We start from the raw sequence: 19,070 nt of genomic DNA, 5'->3' as shown, positions 1-19,070 counted from the left end.
ATCTCAACGCAGTGCGCCCGGATCTATTCCATCAAGCGGAAATGTCCACCAGGTGGTCACAGCGGGGATGTCTATTTTCACGATCGTTTGGCTGTATGACGCTCGTTTGGCGGGTGTAAGGGAACGAAGGCTCACATAGTGATCGCGCCGTTCGTTCAAACCCCCTTCGGCGTGCTTAGATTAGGGGTATGAGGGCTCTAGAAATTGGTGATTTCAAAGAGGATGTGGGGGCCGCTCTGGCGCGCGCCTCATCCGGTGAAGTCGTCACGCTCACAGAGGAAGGCCAGCCTGTCGCAGAGCTGGGTCCCGTGCGCATGTCGACCTACGCGCAGCTGCGCGAACTGGGCCTTGAGCGCCCCGCTATGACGGACCTTGACGCCTACCAGATGCCATCCAAGAACCTGCCCGACGGGCGGGGGATCGTCGGCAAGCTGGACGATTGATTGCCCGGCGCAGGGGGAGCCGCCGGCTACCCCCGGCGCTTGGCGCGGTTCGTGGGCTCCGCGTGCAGCGGGTCCTCGGGCCACGGATGCTTCGGATAGCGCCCGCGTAGCTGGGCGCGCACGTCCCGGTACGGCCCCGCCCAAAACGATGTCAGGTCAGAGGTAACAGCAGCGGGGCGACCCGCCGGATCCGTCAGATGCAGCACCAGGGGAACGCGCCCGTCCACCAGTCGGGGCGTGTCCGTCCACCCGAACGCCTGCTGGACGCGCAGCGTCAGCACCGGGTGCGCACCGCTCCAGTCGATGGGGCGAGTACCTCCCGCAGGAATCGGCATCTTTTCTGGCGCCAGTTCGTCGAGACGTGCAGCGTCAGGCCACGGCAGCATCGAGCGCAGCGCATCAAGCATCGACACGTTACTCAAGGAACCACCCTGTGCGAGGCGCTTTGCCCAGGGGAGGAGCCACTCGTGGGCGCTGCACGCGAGGGCCTCATCCGACACGTCCGGCCACGGATTGCCGAGCACGTCGTGGAGCACCCGCATGCGCTCGCGCAGGGATGAGGCCTCCTTCCCCCAGCCCAGATCGCCCAGCCCGCGCGCGGCCAGGTGATCGGCCACCAGCGCGACCGCCTCGTCTTCGCTCAGGGACGAGGCCGGGGTGCTCTTCAGGGGGATAGCTCCCAGGGCGCGCGTGCGGGTGGCTGTGAGAACTCCCTTGTCGATGGAGGCCTGCGTGCGGGTTTCCAGCAATGCTGCTCCCGCCGCCAGGGCGTCTTCCTCGGACAGCGGCACAGCCGCGAGAATACGCGCGTGGCGCGAGGCCGGTGCCCGGTCGATCGAGGCCACGGCCAGCCACTCCTGCCCCTCAAGGGGAGAGCCCTGCGGCAGCTCGGCGCCCACGCCGCCCGCCAAAATGTAGGCCGCGGACCCCGCGCGGCGCCGCGCAATCCACTCCGGGTAGGCCAGCGCGCACGTCAGAGCCAACTCGTCCTCGCGCGTGCGTGAACCCTTCTGCCGCTCAGTCACAACGGACGCGAGGGCGTCGTCCGGCGCGGAAGCCGGCAGACGCTGGGCCAGGCGCTCCAAGCGCGCCCGCGTGTCCTTCACCCGCGCCGCCTGCGCGTGCGTGCCTGCCGCGCCACTGGCGCCACCGCGACCCAGCCGACGCTCGAGCGCACCCAGGTCAGCCCCCGGAACGCGCAGGTCCTCCGACAGGAGGGCCACAAAACGCGCCGCCTTCGACGCCCCCAGGAGCGCGCTCGACGCCAGGAGGGCCCTGCCCAAGGGCGGCTCCAACGGAAGCGACGCCAGCGTGCGGCCGAGAGCGGTGGCGGCCCCGGCCTCGTCGACGGCACCCAGGGATGACAGGCGCTGCCCGGCGGCCTCCCACGTGCCCGCGGGTGGAGCATCGAGCAGGGAGAGTTCCTCCACCGGGGTGCCCCACGAGACAACCTGGAGGCGTGCGTCCGTCAGGTCCTGCGTGGCGATGCCCGGCGCGGACTGCGCGGGCCTGCGGGCCACGTCCACCGCATCCATGACGCGCACGGCGATGCCCGGGCCTGTGCGAGCGGCGCGTCCCGCCCGCTGCTCGAGGCGGGCGAGGGCCGCTGGAACGGTCACGAGAGAGGAGAGGGAACGCCCCGCGTCGAAGCGCGGCTCTCGTGCGAGCCCCGCATCCACGACGACGGACACGCCGGGAACCGTCAGCGAGGACTCCGCGATGGACGTGGAGAGGATGACGCGGCGACCGGAAGCGGGGGAGAGCGCGCGGTCCTGCTCGGCGGCGCTCAGCTGTCCGTGCAGCGCCAGGACCGGAATATCGCCCAGACGCAGGTTGCCTCGGACTGTCTCGATCTCGCCCACTCCCGGTAGGAACACGAGGACCGAGCCCTCGGTGGCGGCAACCGTCTCCTCGACCGTGCGCGCCACGTGCGCCAGGTACTCGCGGCGCACCCCCACGCGCTCGTCCCCGATCGCGCCCACGGCTTCGACGCCGCGCGGCGGGGGAGCGTAGCGCAGCTCCAGTGGAAAAACATCCCCCGGAATATCAACGAGCGCGGGCTCCTCGCCCGTCGAGGCGCGCAGGAAATCAACCGTTCGCGAGGCCTCGAGCGTCGCCGAGGTAAGTGCAACGAAAAGGTCGTCGCGCAGCGCCGATCGGGCATCCAACGCGAATGCCAGCGCCAGGTCCGTGTCCAGGTCGCGCTCGTGGAACTCATCGATAATCAGCGCCGACACCCCGGGCAGCTCCGGGTCGCGCTGCAGGCGGCGCAGCGCCACGCCCGGCGTCACCATCTCCACCCGCGTACGCTCGCTGACGCGTGAATCCCCGCGCACCGAATAGCCGACCTGCCCGCCGGCTTCCTCGCCGAGCAGACGGGCAATCCGGCGCGCCGCAGCCCGGGCCGCCACCCTGCGCGGCTGCGTGACGAGAACACGCCCCGCCGCCGCGTCGTGCTGGGCCAATGCCACCGCCACCGCGGGCGGCAGCAGCGTCGTCTTACCCGTGCCCGGAGGCGCCGTGATCACCGCGCAGCCACCCGGCCGCGCCGCCGCAGCGATATCGCTCAGGGCGCGCGTGACCGGCAGATGTGGCGGGTGCGAAACGAGTTCGTCGAGGGTGGGCATGGCTTCATTGTGCGTGTTCCCAGGGCGTCCATGCATCCGGGAACCATCCGCTGTGCCGCTCCGATGCGTCCGGGGTCACTGCGTGAGAGGGCAACGTGAAGCCTGTGGAGGGGCGCTCCAGCGTAGAATAGAAGCAGTATGACTACGGAGAACACAGCGCCGGCGCTCGCGGCGGCCACCCTCGCACACACCACGGGGCGCGTCACCATCCCCGCAGACATGGACCCGATCGTGGTCCTCGGCGTCGCAGACCAGGTCCTGCGCGCCCTTGAACGCGGCTTCCCGCACGTCCGTTTCCTCGTCACCGGGCGAGAAATCTCGCTGGCCGGCACCCAGGCCGACATCGACGTGGCCGCGGGCCTCCTCGAAGAACTCATCGGCATGGCCCGGCGCGGCACCGCCCTGGACGCCACCGCTGTCGAGCAGGCCATCGGCCTGCTCGGACGTCTCACCTCGGGCGAAGCCCCCACGGAAGAGATCCTCTCCGCGCGCGGGCGTTCGATTCGCCCCAAGACCCCCGGCCAGAAGGCCTACACGGACGCCATCGACCGCGCGACCGTCGTCTTCGGCATTGGCCCCGCGGGCACCGGCAAGACCTATCTGGCGATGGCACAAGCCGTCCGCCGCCTCCTCTCCGGCGAGGTCCGCCGCATCGTCCTGACCCGCCCGGCCGTCGAGGCGGGGGAGAACCTCGGCTTCCTGCCCGGCTCCCTCACCGACAAGATCGACCCCTACCTGCGTCCCCTCTACGACGCCCTGGGTGACATGCTCGACCCTGAGGCCCTGCCCAAGCTCATGGCCGCCGGCACGATCGAGGTCGCGCCCCTGGCGTACATGCGCGGACGCACCCTCAACGACTCCTTCATCATCCTGGACGAGGCCCAGAACACGACGGTCGGCCAGATGAAGATGTTCCTCACCCGCCTAGGTTTTGGCTCCAAGGTCGTCGTCACGGGCGACGCCTCGCAGATCGACCTGCCCGGCAGCCAGACTTCGGGCCTGTCCGTCGTCGAAAACATCCTCGGCGACATCGACGACATCGAGTTCTGCCACCTGACCAGCGCCGACGTCGTGCGCCACGAGCTGGTCGGCGCGATCATTGATGCCTACCAGCGCTTTGACGATCGAAACGCCGCGCGTCGCGCACGCACGCGCAGCCACAACACCGCACGCAGGGAGTACACGTCATGACCGAGGTCATCAACGAGACCGACTACGAGATCAACGAAGCCGAGTTTTCCGCGCTGGCCGACTACGTGCTCGACCAGATGCATGTCAGCTCCGACGCGGAAGTCAACATCATCTTCATCGAGCCCGAGCCGATGGAAGACCTGCACGTGCGCTGGCTGGACCTGCCCGGCCCCACCGACGTCATGAGCTTCCCTATGGACGAGCTGCGCCCCGGCACGGCGGATCACCCCACGCCCCCCGGCATGCTCGGTGATATCTGCATCTGCCCGCAGGTCGCCGCCCGCCAGGCCGCCGAGTCCGGCCACAGCGCCGCCGAGGAGATGCTCCTCCTGGCCACGCACGGCATGCTGCACCTCCTGGGCTACGATCATGCGACCGACGCCGAGCGCGAGGTCATGTTCGCGCTCCAGCGCAAGCTCCTGCTGACCTTCCTGGCCTCCCGATGATCCTTCCCCTGCAGGCATCCCCGGCCTCGTCGATCCTGGACGCGCCCTCCGTGGCGCTCCTGGTCCTCGCGGTCATCGCCCTGGTGTTCGCGTCTGTCGCCCAGAGCGTCGAGCAGGCCGTCCAGCGCCTAACCCTGGCCGGCGTCGAGGACCTCATCGAGGAAGATCGCCGGAACGCGCGCGTCCTCTACGGCCTCGTCGATCATCGCCAGCGCACCCTGCTGTCGCTGCGCGCCTTCCGTACTTTCTGGCAGGTCGTCTACGCGGTCATGGGCACGATTATCCTGGTCGATACCCGTCTGCCGTGGTGGGCGGTCACCCTCATTGCGGTGTTGGTGATCGCGGCCCTGCATCTGCTCTTCGTGTCCTTCCTGCCCGCCCAGTGGGGCGCGCGCAACCCCGAGGGTATCGCCCTGGCGGGCACCAGGTTCGCGGACCGCCTTGCGCGTCTTAGCCACCTGGTTGACCCCCTCCTGACCCGCGTGCGCTCCTCGCGCCCCGCCCCCGAGCCCACCGAGGCCCAGGTGCGCGCCGAACTCATCTCCGACCTGCGCGAGATCGTCGATGAGGTCGGCGAGCCCGAGAGCTTTGAGGAAGAGGACCGTGACATGGTCCGCTCCGTCCTGGACCTTGGACACACGCTCGTGCGCGAGGTCATGGTGCCGCGCACCGACATGGTGACCATCGACGCCGACACGCCCGCCCCCTCCGCCCTGCGCCTGTTCGTGCGCTCCGGCTTCTCCCGCGTACCCGTCGTCGGCGATGACGTGGACGATATCCGCGGCATCCTATACTTCAAGGACCTCGTGTCGCGCTGGGAGGCCACGGGCGGCCAGCTCGACATGCGCGCCGAGCAGATGATGCGCCCCGCCGAGTTCGCCGTCGAAATGAAGCCCGCGGACGACATGCTGCGCCAGATGCAGGCAGAACGTTTCCACATGGCCATCGTCATCGATGAGTACGGCGGCGTTGCTGGCCTGGTCACGCTCGAGGATCTCCTCGAGGAGGTCGTCGGCGAGCTGACCGACGAACACGACCGCCACTCCATCGAACCCGAGGAAGTCGAGCCGGGCGTGTGGCGCGTGCCCGCGCGCTACCCGATCTCCGAGCTGGGCGAGCTCCTCGACCGCGAGATCGAAGACGAGGACGTTGACTCCGTCGGCGGCCTGCTCGCCAAGGCGATTGGGCGGGTGCCCCTGCCCGGAGCGACCGGCACCCTCGCCGGCGTCATAATGACGGCGGAAGAGGCGCGTGGGCGCCGCCGCCAAGTCTCCACGATCCTCTGCCGTCTCGACCCCGACGCGCAGCTCCTGACCTCCGATCTCAACCCCGCCGACGACAAGGACAACTGACATGCGATTCCCCTCCGACGATGAACTCATGGCCGGCCCCAACGCCTTCGGCGACGCTCGCATTGAGGTCGCCCCCGACGCCGCCGATCCGGAAGCCGACGCTCGTGCGCAGATCGACGTCGGCGTCAGCGACGAGACTGAGGACGAGGCCGGGGCGCAGCCCGGCGATGACGAGGACTTTGAAGACTCCGAGGAAGACGAGGATGACGACGAGTACGAGGACCTCGAGGGCCTGGAGGACGAGGAGGACGCCGACCTCGATGCCTTCGAGGCGATGACCTCGCTGGCTTCCCTGCGCGAGGACGCGGCCGCGACCATCGAGATGCCGGACTTCCCGGAGGACTTCCGCGCCGGCTTCGTTTCGATCGTCGGGCGTCCCAACGTCGGTAAGTCAACCCTGACGAATGCGCTGGTTGGGCACAAGATTGCGATCACCTCGGGCCGTCCCGAGACGACGCGTCACAACATTCGCGGCATCGTGCACGGGGACAACTACCAGCTGGTGCTCGTGGATACCCCCGGATACCACCGCCCGCGCACGCTGCTGGGCAAGCGACTCAACGACATGGTGCGCGAGGCCCTCTCCGAGGTCGACGTCGTGCTCTTCTGCCTGCCCGCCGACCAGCGCATCGGCCCCGGCGACCAGTTCATCGCACGCGAACTGCGCGGCATCAAGCGGCCGATCATCGCTGTGGCGACCAAGTGTGACGCCGTGCCGCGCGAGCGCGTCATGAAGCACCTGTTGTCCATCGAAAAGCTGGGGGAGTGGGCCGCCATCGTGCCGGTTTCCTCCGTGGAAGGCAAGGGCATTGACCACCTGCGCGAGGTCCTCGCGCAGACTGTGCCCCTGTCGCCGCCGCTGTACCCCGAGGGTGACGTCACCGACGAGTCCCGCGACACCCTGATCGCCGAGTTCATCCGCGAGGCCGCCCTGGAGGGTGTGCGCGACGAACTGCCGCACTCCCTGGCCGTCCAGGTCGAGGAGATCATCGAGAGGCCGCGTCGCGAGGGCGACGACCGCCCGCCCATGCTCGACATTCACGTGAACGTCTACGTCGAGCGCGACTCCCAGAAGGCCATCATCATCGGCCGCAAGGGAAGCCGCCTCAAGCAGATCGGCACCCAGGCCCGCGCGCACATCGAGGAGCTGCTGGGCCGCCGCGTCTACCTTGACCTGCACGTGCGCACCGCGAAGGACTGGCAGTCCGACCCGAAGATGCTGGGACGCCTCGGGTTCTGATATGCCCAGTGTCATCCGCGTGCGCGGCGCCCGCGTCCACAACCTGAAAAACGTGGACGTTGACGTTCCCCTGAACGCGTTCGTCGCAGTCGCGGGCGTGTCCGGGTCGGGCAAATCCTCCCTGGCCCTGGGCACGCTCTATGCAGAGGGATCGCGGCGTTACCTGGAGTCCCTGGCGACCTACACGCGTCGGCGCATCTCCCAGGCTGCCAAGGCCTCGGTCGACGAGGTTGCGCACGTGCCCGCCGCGCTCGCGCTGCGCCAGCGCCCAGGTGTACCCGACGTGCGCTCTACCTTCGGTACGGCGACGGAGCTTCTCAACTACCTGCGCCTGCTGTTCTCGCGCGTTGGCTCCTACCTGTGCCCCAACGGGCACCGCGTCCCGCCCTCGCGCAACGTGGCCCTAGAAGTGCCTCTCACGTGCCCGCAGTGTGCAGCCTCCTTTTACGGCCTCGGTGCGGAGGAGATGGCATTTAACTCGGGCGGTGCGTGCCCGGTGTGTGAGGGGACGGGCGTCCAGCGCGTCGTCAACCGAGCGTCCCTCGTGCCCGATGAATCCCTCACTATTGACGAGGGCGCGGTTTCCCCATGGGGATCCCTCATGTGGAAGCTCATGAAGGACGTCGCCCGTGAAATGGGTGTGCGCACGAACGTGCCCTTCCGGGACCTGAGCGATGCGGAGAAGGCGATCGTCTACGAGGGGCCCGCCGAGAAACGTCACATCGTCGTCCCCACCAAGACCGGTGGCGCGGAGCTGGACTTCACCTACTTCAATGCGGTCGCCACGGTCGAAAACGCCTTGTCGAAGGCGAAAGATGAGAAGGCCCTCGCCCGCGTGGAAAAATACCTCGTCACCCGCACATGCCCCGCGTGCGACGGCACGCGCCTGGGGGAACGTGTGCGCTCCACGTTGATCGAGGGCATCGACCTGGGCGAGGCCTCGCGCCTCACGCTCACGGAGCTGCGCGAGTGGGTCCAGCGCGTCCCCGGCCTCGTTCCGGATGAGGTAGCTCCCATGGCTCGCGTCATCGTTGAGGAGATGACCGAGCCGATGGATCGCCTCGTGCAGCTCGGCCTGTCCTACCTGTCCCTCGACCGCGCGTCCTCGACGTTGTCCAACGGTGAGCGCCAGCGCATGCAGCTCGCCCGTGCCGTACGCAACCGGACGACTGGGGTCCTCTACGTGCTGGACGAGCCGACCATTGGCCTACACCCCTCCAACGTCGACGGCGTCCTGGCGATCATCCGGGAACTCCTCGCCGACGGGAATTCCGCTGTCGTCGTCGACCATGACACACGTGTCCTCGCAGCCGCGGATCACCTGATCGAGATCGGACCCGGAGCGGGAGCGGACGGTGGTAGCGTCATCTTCCAGGGCCCCATCAACGAGGCCTCCCACGCCCCCGCGTCCCGCATCGGCCCGTACATGGCTGGGGTCCGTCGGGTTGAGCGTGCAGCGGGGGAGTCGGATCAGGGCGCGGATATCGATGGGCGCGGTGCGCTTCACCTGAAGACTAACCAGATCCACACGGTGCGGCCCCTGAGTGTTGATATTCCGCTGGGTTCGTTGACGGCCGTCACGGGCGTCAGTGGGTCGGGTAAGACGACACTCGTCCTTGAGTCGCTAGTTCCCGCGCTGCGTGCGCGCCTTGCTGGTGAGCCTTTGCCCGCGCACGTGCGCGACGTGGATGCCGCCGGTATCTCACGGGTGAACCTGATCGACGCGACGCCGATCGGAGTGAACGTGCGCTCGACCGTGGCCACGTACTCCGGTGTCCTGGATGAGCTGCGCCGGGCGTTTGCGCGTACCGAGGAGGCGCAGGCTGCTGGGCTGAAGCCCGGGGCATTCTCGTACAACACGGGTTCGCTTCGATGCCCCACGTGTGACGGTACCGGGCAGATCACCCTGGATGTGCAGTTTTTGCCTGACGTGGACATTGAGTGCACAGATTGTCGAGGGAGCCGCTACGGCGCGCGGGCGTCGCAGATCCGCCGCGATGGGCTGAGCCTGCCCGATATCATGGCGATGAGCGTGGACGAGGCACGGATGGCCGTGCGTGGGCTGAAGAAAGCGGGCGCGCTCCTCGAGACCCTGGCCGGCCTCGGCCTGGGCTACCTGACGCTGGGGGAGGCCACTCCCGCCCTCTCTGGTGGCGAGGCCCAGCGCCTCAAGCTTGCCTCCGAAATGGGTAGGCGCCAGGAGGGCACTCTCTTTGTCTTCGACGAGCCGACGATCGGCCTGCACCCGTATGATGTGCAGGTCCTCCTGAACGTGCTCCAGCACCTCATTGAGCGTGGAGCGACGGTCCTCGTTATCGAGCACGACCTGGACCTGATCCGTTGCGCTGACTGGGTCATTGATATGGGCCCGGGCGGCGGCGTTGAAGGTGGTCGTATCGTCGCGCAGGGCACTCCGAGCGATATCGTGGACAGCGAGGCCTCGGTGACGGGGCGCTACCTGCGCTGAGACTCTGTCGCAGGGGAAGCATCAGGTGGGTCTCGGCCCAGATAAGCATGGTGCCCGGCTGCCGTGAGGCAGCCGGGCACCGTGTTGTGATTAGGTCACTTGACGATGACGACTCGCAGGAAGCGGGGGCCGTGCACGCCGTTGACGCGGACCAGCTCGATGTCGGAGGTCGCCGAACCGCCGGCGATCCAGGTCATCGGACGGGTCGGGTTCTTGCCGAGGATCTCGACGGCCTGGGGCACCGTGGGAACGATGTCGGAAGCCTTGAGGACGACGACGTGGGTGTCGGGCACGAGCGAGATCGCGCGGCGACCCTGGTCGGGCTCGCCGTCGAGGACGATGGTGCCGGACAGGGAGATCGCGACGCGGCAACGCGTGACGACGGCGTCGATCTCGTCCAGCTCCAGCGTCGGGATCGCCTGCTCGCGGCTATCCTCACGGACTGTGCGTCCGTCGCAGGCGGCAGCCTTCTTGAAGGTTTCGTCCAGGCCTGTGGGGACCACAACGGAGGTGGCCTTCTGGTCGGCCAGGAACTTCGAGATCGCGTCGGCGACCTTGGACTCCTCGGAGACTACGACGACCTGCGCGGAGTAGTCCTCGAGTGTCTCGATCATTTCGTCAATGACGGCCTGCGAACCGGGCGCGTGCTCGGTGGAGCGGATGTAGTCGCGGGGGATCGGGCGCACTGGACGGCCCTGCTGGGAACGAGAGATGGCGTCGCGTGCTCGCGCGAGGATCGCGGTCTTTGCGTCCATGGTGGTGCTCATGTCACGCCTCCTTCGGGGTCGTGTTGGTGGTCATGCCGTGCTCGGAAGCGAGCGGGACGCCCTTCGCGGGGGCGTCGGTGCGCGGCGCGTTGGCGTCGGAGTCCTTGTGGGTGCGCTTCCACCACTCGCGGAAGGTTTCCTTCGGGGCTACCGGCAGGTCGCGTGCGCGCGTCCACAGCGAGGCCGGGAAGGGCAGTGCACCAATCGCGCCCTTCTTCGCGAAGAGGCGCGTCGCCTTGGTCGGCACGTTCGCGGCCTTCCAGAGCTTTGCGTTCGACATGACCGGGGTGGTCACGCCCATCGCGAGGTCCCACACGTCCGGCACGAGGTTGCGCTTGACGTCGACCGTGCGCGCACGCATGTGGATGAGGATCGTCGGGATGTCGATCTTGACGGGGCAGACCTCGCCGCAGGCGCCACACAGGGAGGACGCGAAGGGCAGGGTGTGCACGGGATCGTGCTCGTCGAGGCCCTGGGTGAGCTGCGGGGTCAGGATCGCGCCGATGGGGCCCGGGTAGACGGAGCCGTAGGCGTGGCCGGAGGTGTGCTGGTACACCGGGCAGATGTTCATGCACGAGCCGCAGCGGATGCAGGCGAGGGCCTGGCGACCGATCGGGTCGGCGAGGACCTTGGTGCGGCCGTTGTCCATGAGGATCAGGTGGAATTCCTGGGGGCCGTCGCCGGGGGTGACGCCCGTCCACATGGAGGTGTAGGGGTTCATGCGCTCGCCGGTGGCGGAGCGGGGGAGCAGCTGGGAGAAGATTTCCACGTCCTGGAAGCGGGGGACCAGCTTCTCGATGCCCATCAGAGTGATGAGCGTGTCGGGCAGGGTCAGGCACATGCGGCCGTTGCCCTCGGACTCGAAGATGGAGACGGTGCCGGTTTCCGCGATGCCCATGTTGGTGCCGGAGACGGCGACCTTGGCGTGCAGGAACTTCTTGCGCAGGTGGGAGCGTGCGGCGGCAGTCAGCTCGGTCGGGTCGTCGGAGAGGTCGCGGGGCGCGTCCTCCATGCGATCCAGGAAGATGCCGCGGACCTCGGAGCGGTTGCGGTGAATCGCGGGGACCACGATGTGGCTGGGCATGTCATCGGCCAGCTGGACGATCATCTCGGCGAGGTCGGTCTCGCGAGCGTGGATGCCCTGGTCCTTCAGGTACTCGTTGAGGTTGGTCTCCTGGGTGGCCATGGACTTGACCTTGACGACCTCGTCAACGCCCTTGGACTTGATGATCTCCGCGACGATGCGGTTGGCCTCGTGCTTGTCGCGCGCCCAGTGGACGATGCCGCCGCGGGCGGTCACGTTGCGCTCGAACTCTTCGAGGAGCTCGGGCATACGGGACTCGACCTCGAACTTGACGGCCTCGGCGGCGTTACGCAGATCCTCCCAGTCTGGCATCTCCGCGACGCGCTGTCCGCGCTTGGTACGGATCGTACGGGTGGCGTGACCCAGGTTGCGGCGCATCTGGGTGTTGGCCAGCGTCTTGTGGGCGCCTTCCGGGAAGGTGGGGCCCCAGCGGAGGGTGTCCTCGGGGATGGAGACGGTGGTGCGCCAGCCGCCGGTGTGTGCCTGGGCGTTTGCGTCGTCAGAGACCACGCCGGGCATGCCGATGAACGTTTCAGACATATCAGATCACCTGTGCGCTTTCGGGTGCGAAGGAGATGTTGCCCTCGAAGGGCTGATCCTTGGTGGATGCCAGGATCTCGGCGAGGTGCATCGGGCGGATGCCCGAGTTAAGTCGGGAGAGGCCGCCGCCGACGTGCATGAGGCAGGAGTAGTCGCCCATGACGAGGACCTCGGCGCGCGTCGACATGACGTTGGTGACCTTGTCCGCGAGCATCGAGGTGGAGGTCTCGGAGTTCTTCATGGAGAAGGTGCCGCCGAAACCACAGCAGACCTCGGCGTCGGGCAGGTCGACGAGGGTCAGGCCTTCGACGGCGCGCAGGAGGCGGTAGGGGCGGTCGCCGACCTTGGCGATACGCAGCGAGTGGCAGGTCGGGTGGTAGGTGACCGTGTGGGGGAAGTAGGCACCCACGTCCTCGAGGCCCAGAACGTCGGTGATGAGCTCGGTGAGGTCGTAGGTGTGCTCAGCGATGCGCTGGGACTGCTTCGCGAGATGCTCGTCGCCCACGTGCTCGGCGACGATCTTCTGCTCGTGGCGCGCTGCACCGGTGCAGGAGCCGGAGGGGACGACGATAGCGTCCCACTGGCCGTCGAGCACAGGCTCGAAGGTCTTGACGTGGTTGCGGGTAATCTTCGCGGCGTCTTCGAAGTAGCCGGTGTTTGCGTGCATCTGTCCGCAGCAGACCTGGTCTTCGGGGAAGACAACCTCGTGGCCGAGGCGTTCAAGCAGGGTCACTGTGGCCTGGGCAGCCTGGGGGAACATGACGTCTGCCAGGCAGGTCGAAAAGAGAGCAATGCGCACTGGGGGATCCTTCCTCGTGGGTGCTGTCCAGCCCAGGTTATGGCTGGGTCAGAGGTCCCAGCGACCGTTTTTGTCCAGACAACTCGGACGAGGTTGATTTATCCGCTGTTTCTTGCGAAAAAATCGCCACATGTAATCAACGAAAATTGGCCTCTCATTGGGCGTTTTAGGACCTTCGGGATGCGACTTAGCTCAGGGTGAGTTTTCGTTTTTCAGTTTTGCGATGGTTTCGTGTGCGCAGACGTTCGCCCCGACCTCGGAAATGGACGAGGCCGGGGCGCGGTGTAGAGGACGAGTGGGAGGTCCCTGGGGCTCAGGAGTGGCCGAGTGCGGTGAATACGAGAAGGTGGCAATCTTCGGACACGGCTAGCGCTTGTATGTCCATGGGACCGAAATCGTGTGGGATCTTCTCTTTATCCGGCGCGAGGGCCTTATCCGCGACAGACGGGTCGATCGTGGTGAAATGGCACCCCTGCGGCACGTACTCGTAGAGATCGGGATAGATGCCGGGCAGGAGCGTGTCGGTGGTAGCGCCCTCCGCGAGGAGCTGGATTGTCTCATCGGGGACAGTGGCAACGGTGGTGAGCCAGAATTCAGGGTCCTGGTCGGGGAGGAAACCTGTTTGGCTGGAATACTCGGTGACGATGTGTGCCTCGCTCGCATTCGTGTTCGGCCACCGAACGTTGACGGAGTCGGTCCGATCTTTGACGGTCGGTGTCTCGTCACTTTTGAAGACGAATTCAGAGAAGCGAGAATCCTTCGGGTATTGAGGAGCCGAAGTCTTGTGTGTGAATGGGTTGCACGCGGTGGCGAGAGCCGCGATGGCGACGAAGCTAAGACAACACCGGCTCAGGGCTTCCGTCCGAGGCCGAATAGCTCGTAGGGAGGACCTGTGGCACACTGTCGTCTCCTTTGTCCGTACTTCTGTTAGGAGCCTACAAGGGGGAGGTCCCGGGAAGCAACTTGCTTCCCGGGACCTCCCGAGCCCATCCGCCGTCGATCAGTGCGGCATGTAGGCGCCGAGCCAGCCCTGGGATGCGATGAACACCAGGGCGCACAGCACGAGGAGCAGGCCGATCGAGTAGGGGGCGGCCTTCTTGAGGATTTCCGCATCGGAGCCTTCAGAATCGACTGCGGTCGCGGCGATCGCGAGGTTCTGCGGGGACACGATCTTGCCCAGGCCGCCGCCGATGGTGTTGGCGGCCAGCAGGATCGACGGGTCGAGGCCCGCGCCGGCTGCGGCGGTCGACTGCAGGTTCGCGAAGAGAGCACCCGCCGAGGTCGCGGATCCGGCGACGGCCGTGCCGATCCAGCCCAGGATGGGGGAGAGGAACGCGAAGGCCGCGCCCGTCGTCGCCAGTGCGGCGCCGATCGAGGTGGTCTGGCCCGAGAAGTTCATGACGAAGGCGAGGGCCATGACGGAGGCGATCGTCAGGATGGCCATTCGCAGCGAGTAGATGGTGCGCGGCAGGACCGCGAACATCTCACCCACGGAGGTCTGGAAACGGCCGTTCGAGGAGTTCGTGCCGTAGACGATGGCGACGATGATGCCGGTGACGAAGATCCAGGTGCCGGGGTTGGACAGGATCTGCAGGTTGTAGTTGGCTGCGGTCGAGGGGGATCCGTCGGCGGTCAGCAGGTTGCCGTAGATACCGGGCCACGGGATCTTCACGTCCGTCGAGGAGAAGAAAGCGGCGACCGGCTTGGCCAGCTTCGTGATCGCGATGATGACGACGACGAGGACGTAGGGCAGCAGGGCCAGTCCGATGCGCGAGCCGGTGGGCTTGTCGGCCTCGTCGGCCTCGGTTGCGCACTCCGCGGGGGTCGTCGGGCCCCAGAAAAGGAGGAAGGCGTAGCAGGCAGCGAAGCCGAGCAGGGAGGCGACGACGGCAGTCAGCTCGTAGGAGATGGAAGGAGTGAAGAAGTGGCCCGCACCGGCAGCAAGGCCGGCGACGAGGGCGAGGGGCCAGAGCTGTCGCACGCCGCGCCCTCCGTCCAGGATGAACAGCAGGAGAAGGGGGATGAACAGACAGAAGATCCAGGTCAGGTGTCCCATGTCGCCGGCGACGACGACGGGCTCTGCACCACCGAGCTTGCCGGCGGTGGTCGTGGGGATGGCCATGGCGCCAAAGCCAACGTTGATGGCGTTGCCGACGACGGTGACGACGGCGGCCTTGATCTTCGGGACGCCGAGGGTCACCAGCATGGCGCAGGTGATGGCCACGGGGGCACCGAAGCCGGCCAAGCCCTCGAGCAGGCCGCAGAAGCACCAAGCGACGATGAGGGCCTGGGCGCGCTGGTCGCCGCGGCCGATCGTATTAAAGATGGCCTTGAGGTCGGAGCTGCGTCCCGACTTCTCGGTGAGGTTGTAGAGCCACACGGCCGCGATGATGATGTAGATGATCGGCATAAAGCCCATCGCGGCGCCCTGCGTTCCGGACAGGAGCGCCATACCGACGGGCATTTTGAAGGCGAAGACCGCGAGGCCCAGGGAGAGCACCAGGGAGATGATCGAGCACCAGTGGGTGGCGACCTTGAAGACGCCCATGAGGACGAAGAAGACGACGAGCGGAAGGAGCCCGACGACGGCTGTCAGGAAGACGTTACCCGCGACGGCAGTCGTCGATGGGGTAAAAGATTGGGCTAACAAAAGAGAAGTCATGGCTGCTCCGCGCGTCAGTGTGTGGGACATTGGACCCAATTATCATGACATATGAACGCAGAGGCGTACATATTTTTGAGCGTTTTTCTTTGTCAATGCTGGGTGAGGAGCGCGCCGCATCTCACGTCCAGTATGCGCAGCGCCTGCTCGCGTGCCCGGCCTCGTCGATAGACTACGATGCGTGAAGACTACATCCGCTGTTCCCGTCCCCTCCGGCTCGCGCATGCCGATTCGTAAGTATCGGCCGTTCCTCGATACGAATCCCGTGGAACTGCCGGATCGCCAGTGGCCCTCCAAGCGCATCACGAAGGCGCCGCGCTGGATGTCCACCGACCTGCGCGATGGCAACCAGGCCCTCATCGAGCCGATGGATCCGGCCCGCAAGCGCCGCATGTTCGACCTGCTCATCAAGCTGGGGTACAAGGAGATCGAGATCGGTTTCCCCGCGGCCTCGCAGACCGACTACGACTTCGTGCGCTCCCTGATCGAGGACGACGCGGTGCCCGAGGACGTGACGATCTCGGTGCTCACGCAGTCTCGCTCCGAGCTGATCGAGCGCACGGTCGAGGCCATGGTCGGCTTCCCGCGCGCGACGGTGCACCTCTACAATGCGACGGCCCCCGTGTTCCGCGAGGTCGTCTTCCACGCTGATAAGGCGCAGACGATCGAGCTCGCCCAGTCCGGTGCGCGCGAGATTATTGCGCAGGCTGAGAAGCGCCTGGGCGATGAGACGATCTTCGGATTCGAGTACTCGCCCGAGATCTTCGTGGACACCGAGCTCGATTTCGCCCTCGAGGCGTGCGAGTCCATCATGGACGTCTGGGAGCCGGGCGAGGGTCGCGAGATCGTCCTGAACCTGCCTTCCACGGTCGAGCGTTCCACCCCGAACGTCTTCGCGGATCAGATCGAGTGGATGAGCCGCAACCTGAGCCGCCGCGAGTACGTGGCCCTGTCCGTGCACCCCCACAACGACCGCGGCACGGGCGTGGCGACGGCCGAGCTGGCACTCCTGGCCGGCGCGGACCGCATTGAGGGCTGCCTGCTGGGCCAGGGCGAGCGCACCGGTAACGTCGACCTGGTGACGCTGGGCCTGAACCTGTTCAGCCAGGGCATCGATCCGGGCATCGACTTCTCCGACGTGGACGCGATTCGCCGCACGGTCGAGTACTGCACGCAGATGGAGACTTCGCCGCGCGCCCCCTACGTCGGCGATCTGGTCTACACGAGCTTCTCCGGTTCCCACCAGGACGCGATCAAGAAGGGCTTCACCGCCCGCAAGGCCAAAGTGGACGCGGCCGGCGGCGACGAGGAAGCGGTCGTGTGGGAGCTGCCCTACCTGCCGATCGACCCGCACGACGTGGGCCGCTCGTACGAGGCCGTGGTGCGCGTGAACTCGCAGTCCGGCAAGGGTGGCGTCGCCTACCTCATGTCGACGGCGCACGCCCTGGAGCTGCCGCGCCGCCTGCAGGTGGAGTTCTCTCGCATCGTGCAGCGTCACACCGACACCTACGGTGGCGAGATCAACGCGGCCACGCTGTGGCAGATCTTCGCGGACGAATACCTGCCCACGAGTGCCGCTCCCGGTCTGGAGCCGTGGGGCCGCTTCGAGATGCGCTCCTCGCAGGTCTCGTCGATCGACGATGAGCACGTCGAGCTCAACGCGACGCTCACGGACGGCGGCGAGACCGTGAAGGTGCAGGCAACGGGTACGGGCCCGATCGACGCCTTCGTCTCGGCGCTTCACGAGTTCGATCTCGATGTGCGCATCCTCGACTACTCCGAGCATGCGATGAGCCAGGGCCGCGACGCCCGCGCCGCCGCCTACGTGGAGGCCGCGGTCGACGGGCAGATCGTGTGGGGCGTTGGCATCGACTCCTCGATTACGCGCGCGTCCTACAAGGCCGTCATCTCGGCGGTCAACCGAGCCCTGCGCTAAGCGCTCGCAGACAGATAGGGCGAACCCCGGCCTCGTTGATGGAGAAACGAGGCCGGGGTTCGACGTTTGGTCAGGCGCGCGCGGGCGGGTGGGGGGAGGAGGCGAACAGCTCGAGGCTGCGGCGCACCTGGCCGTCGAGCACGCGGGCGATGCGCTCGGTGAGGATGTAGGGGTCGGTGCTCATGCCGGTTGCGAGCCACTGGGAGATGTGGCCGAGAATGGCGAGAGTGAAGTGGTCGGTGACGAACACTCGATCGTCTTCGGTGACCCGCAGATCGATGCCGTGTTGATCGACGATGGGTTCCATGACGGCGCGCAGCTGCTTGTGGAGGAAGATCTGCAGGTCCTCCATGCCGAGGGAGGAGACGACGGAACGGGTCTCTTCGGGGTGGTTTTGCATCCACACGAACATGGCGAGCAGGCCGTCGGCCCAGTCCTCGTGGGTGGCGTGGGCGATGATCTGGTCGGCGACCTCGCGCTTGAACACCCAGACAGTCAGGTCGCGGATGTCCGCGAAGTGATAGTAGAACGCCTGGCGGGTCACGCCGGCGGTGCGCGTGAGTCCGGAGACCGTCACCTTCGATAGTGGGACGGTCTGAAGTGCGTCGCGCAGGGCGTGCGCGAGCATCGTTTTCGCATCGGTGTGGGGCATCGGTGGTCCTCGTCGACATGAAAAGAGAGGTTACGAGCAAACTGTGCAGGCTGAATTGCGGATCCGCGAAATTTCAGTGCAATGTTCGGCTGACCAATTGTATAGCTCAGATTGGCTTGTACGCATCCGGAAAGCCTGGGGTGAGCTGGGGGAGTGTATGGTTCAGCCCCGACCTCGTCGATGGAACGAGGTCGGGGCTGGGAAGACTGTCTGTCTGTCCTCGCGCGGTTGGTGGGAATAACCGCGTTACTTGGCCAGGCGAGCCAGGGCGGGGGTGGTCTGGTCGGTCATAAGCACTCGCATGCGCGCGACCGCGAGCGAGGGGTTGACCTCGAGGCCGGAGAGCATCCACTGAGCCATGTGGGCGGTGGTCGCCAGGGCGAAGTGCTGGGCGACGACGTCGCGCGCCGTGGCCGAGGCGGAGCTGGGGAGGCGGGACTCGATGAGTTCCTGAATGTGGGAGGCCAGGAACGCCCACAGGTCGTTCGCCTCGATGGTCTTCATGGCGGCGGCGGTCTCGTCGTGATGGGCGTGCATCCACGTCATGGTCGCTTCGATGGCGTCGAGCCATTCTCCCGAACTGGTGGTCAGGTGCGCTGTGACTTCCGTGCGGAAAACCCAGGCATTGAGGTCGTTGAGGGAGTTGAAGTGGTAGTAGAACGCTTGACGGGTGACTCCGGCGGAGCGTGTCAGTGCGCTGACAGAGATCTTTGACAGCGGGGTCTGTGTCAGGGCCTGGCGCAGTGCGGTGCCAAGCTTTTCGCGGGCATCAATCGGCGGAGCCATTTGTTTCCTTCCTTCGACGGTTATGGGTAAACCATATCCAGTTACGAAGAAACTAGCTACTCGAAAACCGTTTGGCGG

15 protein-coding genes are annotated in these 19,070 nt (G+C 66.5%); 7 read left to right on the top strand and 8 right to left on the bottom strand.

Annotated features, from left to right (window positions below):
- The first annotated feature begins 188 nt into the window (after window positions 1-188).
- Entirely contained in the window at window positions 189-443 is a 255-nt protein-coding gene (locus ACTODO_RS09110) for a type II toxin-antitoxin system Phd/YefM family antitoxin (RefSeq protein WP_003793167.1), read from the top strand.
- 26 nt (window positions 444-469) lie between these two features.
- Here ACTODO_RS09110 and hrpB read toward each other — a convergent pair whose 3' ends face one another.
- Window positions 470-3,070: an ATP-dependent helicase HrpB gene (hrpB, locus tag ACTODO_RS09105; protein ID WP_003793165.1), complete on the bottom strand. Its 2,601-nt coding sequence runs from the start codon at window positions 3,068-3,070 to the stop codon at window positions 470-472.
- Window positions 3,071-3,208: 138 nt separating this feature from the next.
- Between hrpB and ACTODO_RS09100 the strand changes: the two genes are divergently transcribed.
- The 5 genes from ACTODO_RS09100 to ACTODO_RS09080 are packed head-to-tail and all read left to right on the top strand — an operon-like array spanning window position 3,209 to window position 9,766.
- Window positions 3,209-4,261, top strand: coding sequence for a PhoH family protein (locus tag ACTODO_RS09100; protein WP_003793163.1), 1,053 nt, complete (start codon window positions 3,209-3,211; stop codon window positions 4,259-4,261).
- The gene (ybeY, locus tag ACTODO_RS09095; protein ID WP_003793159.1) at window positions 4,258-4,707 is read left to right on the top strand and encodes an rRNA maturation RNase YbeY; all 450 of its coding nucleotides are present in this window, start codon (window positions 4,258-4,260) and stop codon (window positions 4,705-4,707) included. The genes ACTODO_RS09100 and ybeY overlap by 4 nt, the downstream gene beginning before the upstream one ends.
- Complete coding sequence (locus ACTODO_RS09090; RefSeq protein ID WP_003793157.1) at window positions 4,704-6,059, top strand: hemolysin family protein; 1,356 nt, start codon at window positions 4,704-4,706, stop codon at window positions 6,057-6,059. Before ybeY ends, ACTODO_RS09090 begins: the two co-directional genes overlap by 4 nt.
- A 1-nt stretch (window position 6,060) precedes the next feature.
- Window positions 6,061-7,299 carry a GTPase Era gene (era, locus tag ACTODO_RS09085; protein WP_003793156.1) on the top strand — a complete coding sequence of 413 codons (1,239 nt, stop codon included), beginning with the start codon at window positions 6,061-6,063 and terminating at the stop codon, window positions 7,297-7,299.
- Between the two features lies 1 nt (window position 7,300).
- Window positions 7,301-9,766, top strand: coding sequence for an excinuclease ABC subunit UvrA (locus tag ACTODO_RS09080; RefSeq protein WP_003793152.1), 2,466 nt, complete (start codon window positions 7,301-7,303; stop codon window positions 9,764-9,766).
- Window positions 9,767-9,861: 95 nt separating this feature from the next.
- Here ACTODO_RS09080 and ACTODO_RS09075 read toward each other — a convergent pair whose 3' ends face one another.
- From ACTODO_RS09075 to ACTODO_RS09055, 5 genes are all read right to left on the bottom strand, one after another.
- Window positions 9,862-10,533 (bottom strand): LutC/YkgG family protein, encoded by a 672-nt coding sequence (locus ACTODO_RS09075; protein ID WP_003793151.1) that lies wholly within the window; start codon window positions 10,531-10,533, stop codon window positions 9,862-9,864.
- A 1-nt stretch (window position 10,534) separates the two neighbouring features.
- Complete coding sequence (locus ACTODO_RS09070) at window positions 10,535-12,157, bottom strand: LutB/LldF family L-lactate oxidation iron-sulfur protein (protein WP_003793149.1); 1,623 nt, start codon at window positions 12,155-12,157, stop codon at window positions 10,535-10,537.
- A gap of 1 nt (window position 12,158) precedes the next feature.
- A complete protein-coding gene (locus ACTODO_RS09065; RefSeq protein WP_007589553.1) occupies window positions 12,159-12,956 on the bottom strand; it encodes a (Fe-S)-binding protein in 798 nt (265 codons plus the stop codon).
- A gap of 313 nt (window positions 12,957-13,269) precedes the next feature.
- The gene (locus tag ACTODO_RS09060) at window positions 13,270-13,809 is read right to left on the bottom strand and encodes a hypothetical protein (protein ID WP_034512688.1); all 540 of its coding nucleotides are present in this window, start codon (window positions 13,807-13,809) and stop codon (window positions 13,270-13,272) included.
- A 147-nt stretch (window positions 13,810-13,956) separates the two neighbouring features.
- A complete protein-coding gene (locus tag ACTODO_RS09055) occupies window positions 13,957-15,618 on the bottom strand; it encodes an L-lactate permease (protein WP_003793143.1) in 1,662 nt (553 codons plus the stop codon).
- Between the two features lie 181 nt (window positions 15,619-15,799).
- Here ACTODO_RS09055 and leuA point away from each other — a divergent pair, with 181 nt between their 5' ends.
- The gene (leuA, locus tag ACTODO_RS09050) at window positions 15,800-17,554 is read left to right on the top strand and encodes a 2-isopropylmalate synthase (protein WP_034512413.1); all 1,755 of its coding nucleotides are present in this window, start codon (window positions 15,800-15,802) and stop codon (window positions 17,552-17,554) included.
- 70 nt (window positions 17,555-17,624) lie between these two features.
- Here leuA and ACTODO_RS09045 read toward each other — a convergent pair whose 3' ends face one another.
- Together ACTODO_RS09045 and ACTODO_RS09040 are read right to left on the bottom strand one after the other, a co-directional pair.
- Window positions 17,625-18,206, bottom strand: a complete 582-nt coding sequence (locus ACTODO_RS09045; RefSeq protein WP_003793137.1) for a TetR-like C-terminal domain-containing protein — start codon at window positions 18,204-18,206, stop codon at window positions 17,625-17,627.
- A 246-nt stretch (window positions 18,207-18,452) separates the two neighbouring features.
- Window positions 18,453-18,992, bottom strand: coding sequence for a TetR/AcrR family transcriptional regulator (locus tag ACTODO_RS09040; RefSeq protein ID WP_003793135.1), 540 nt, complete (start codon window positions 18,990-18,992; stop codon window positions 18,453-18,455).
- Window positions 18,993-19,070: the final 78 nt, after the last annotated feature.

Origin of the sequence: Schaalia dentiphila ATCC 17982, assembly GCF_000154225.1 — a bacterium.
Classification (GTDB): Bacteria; Actinomycetota; Actinomycetes; order Actinomycetales; family Actinomycetaceae; genus Pauljensenia; species Pauljensenia dentiphila.
This window is presented reverse-complemented; position numbering and strand designations above follow the sequence as displayed.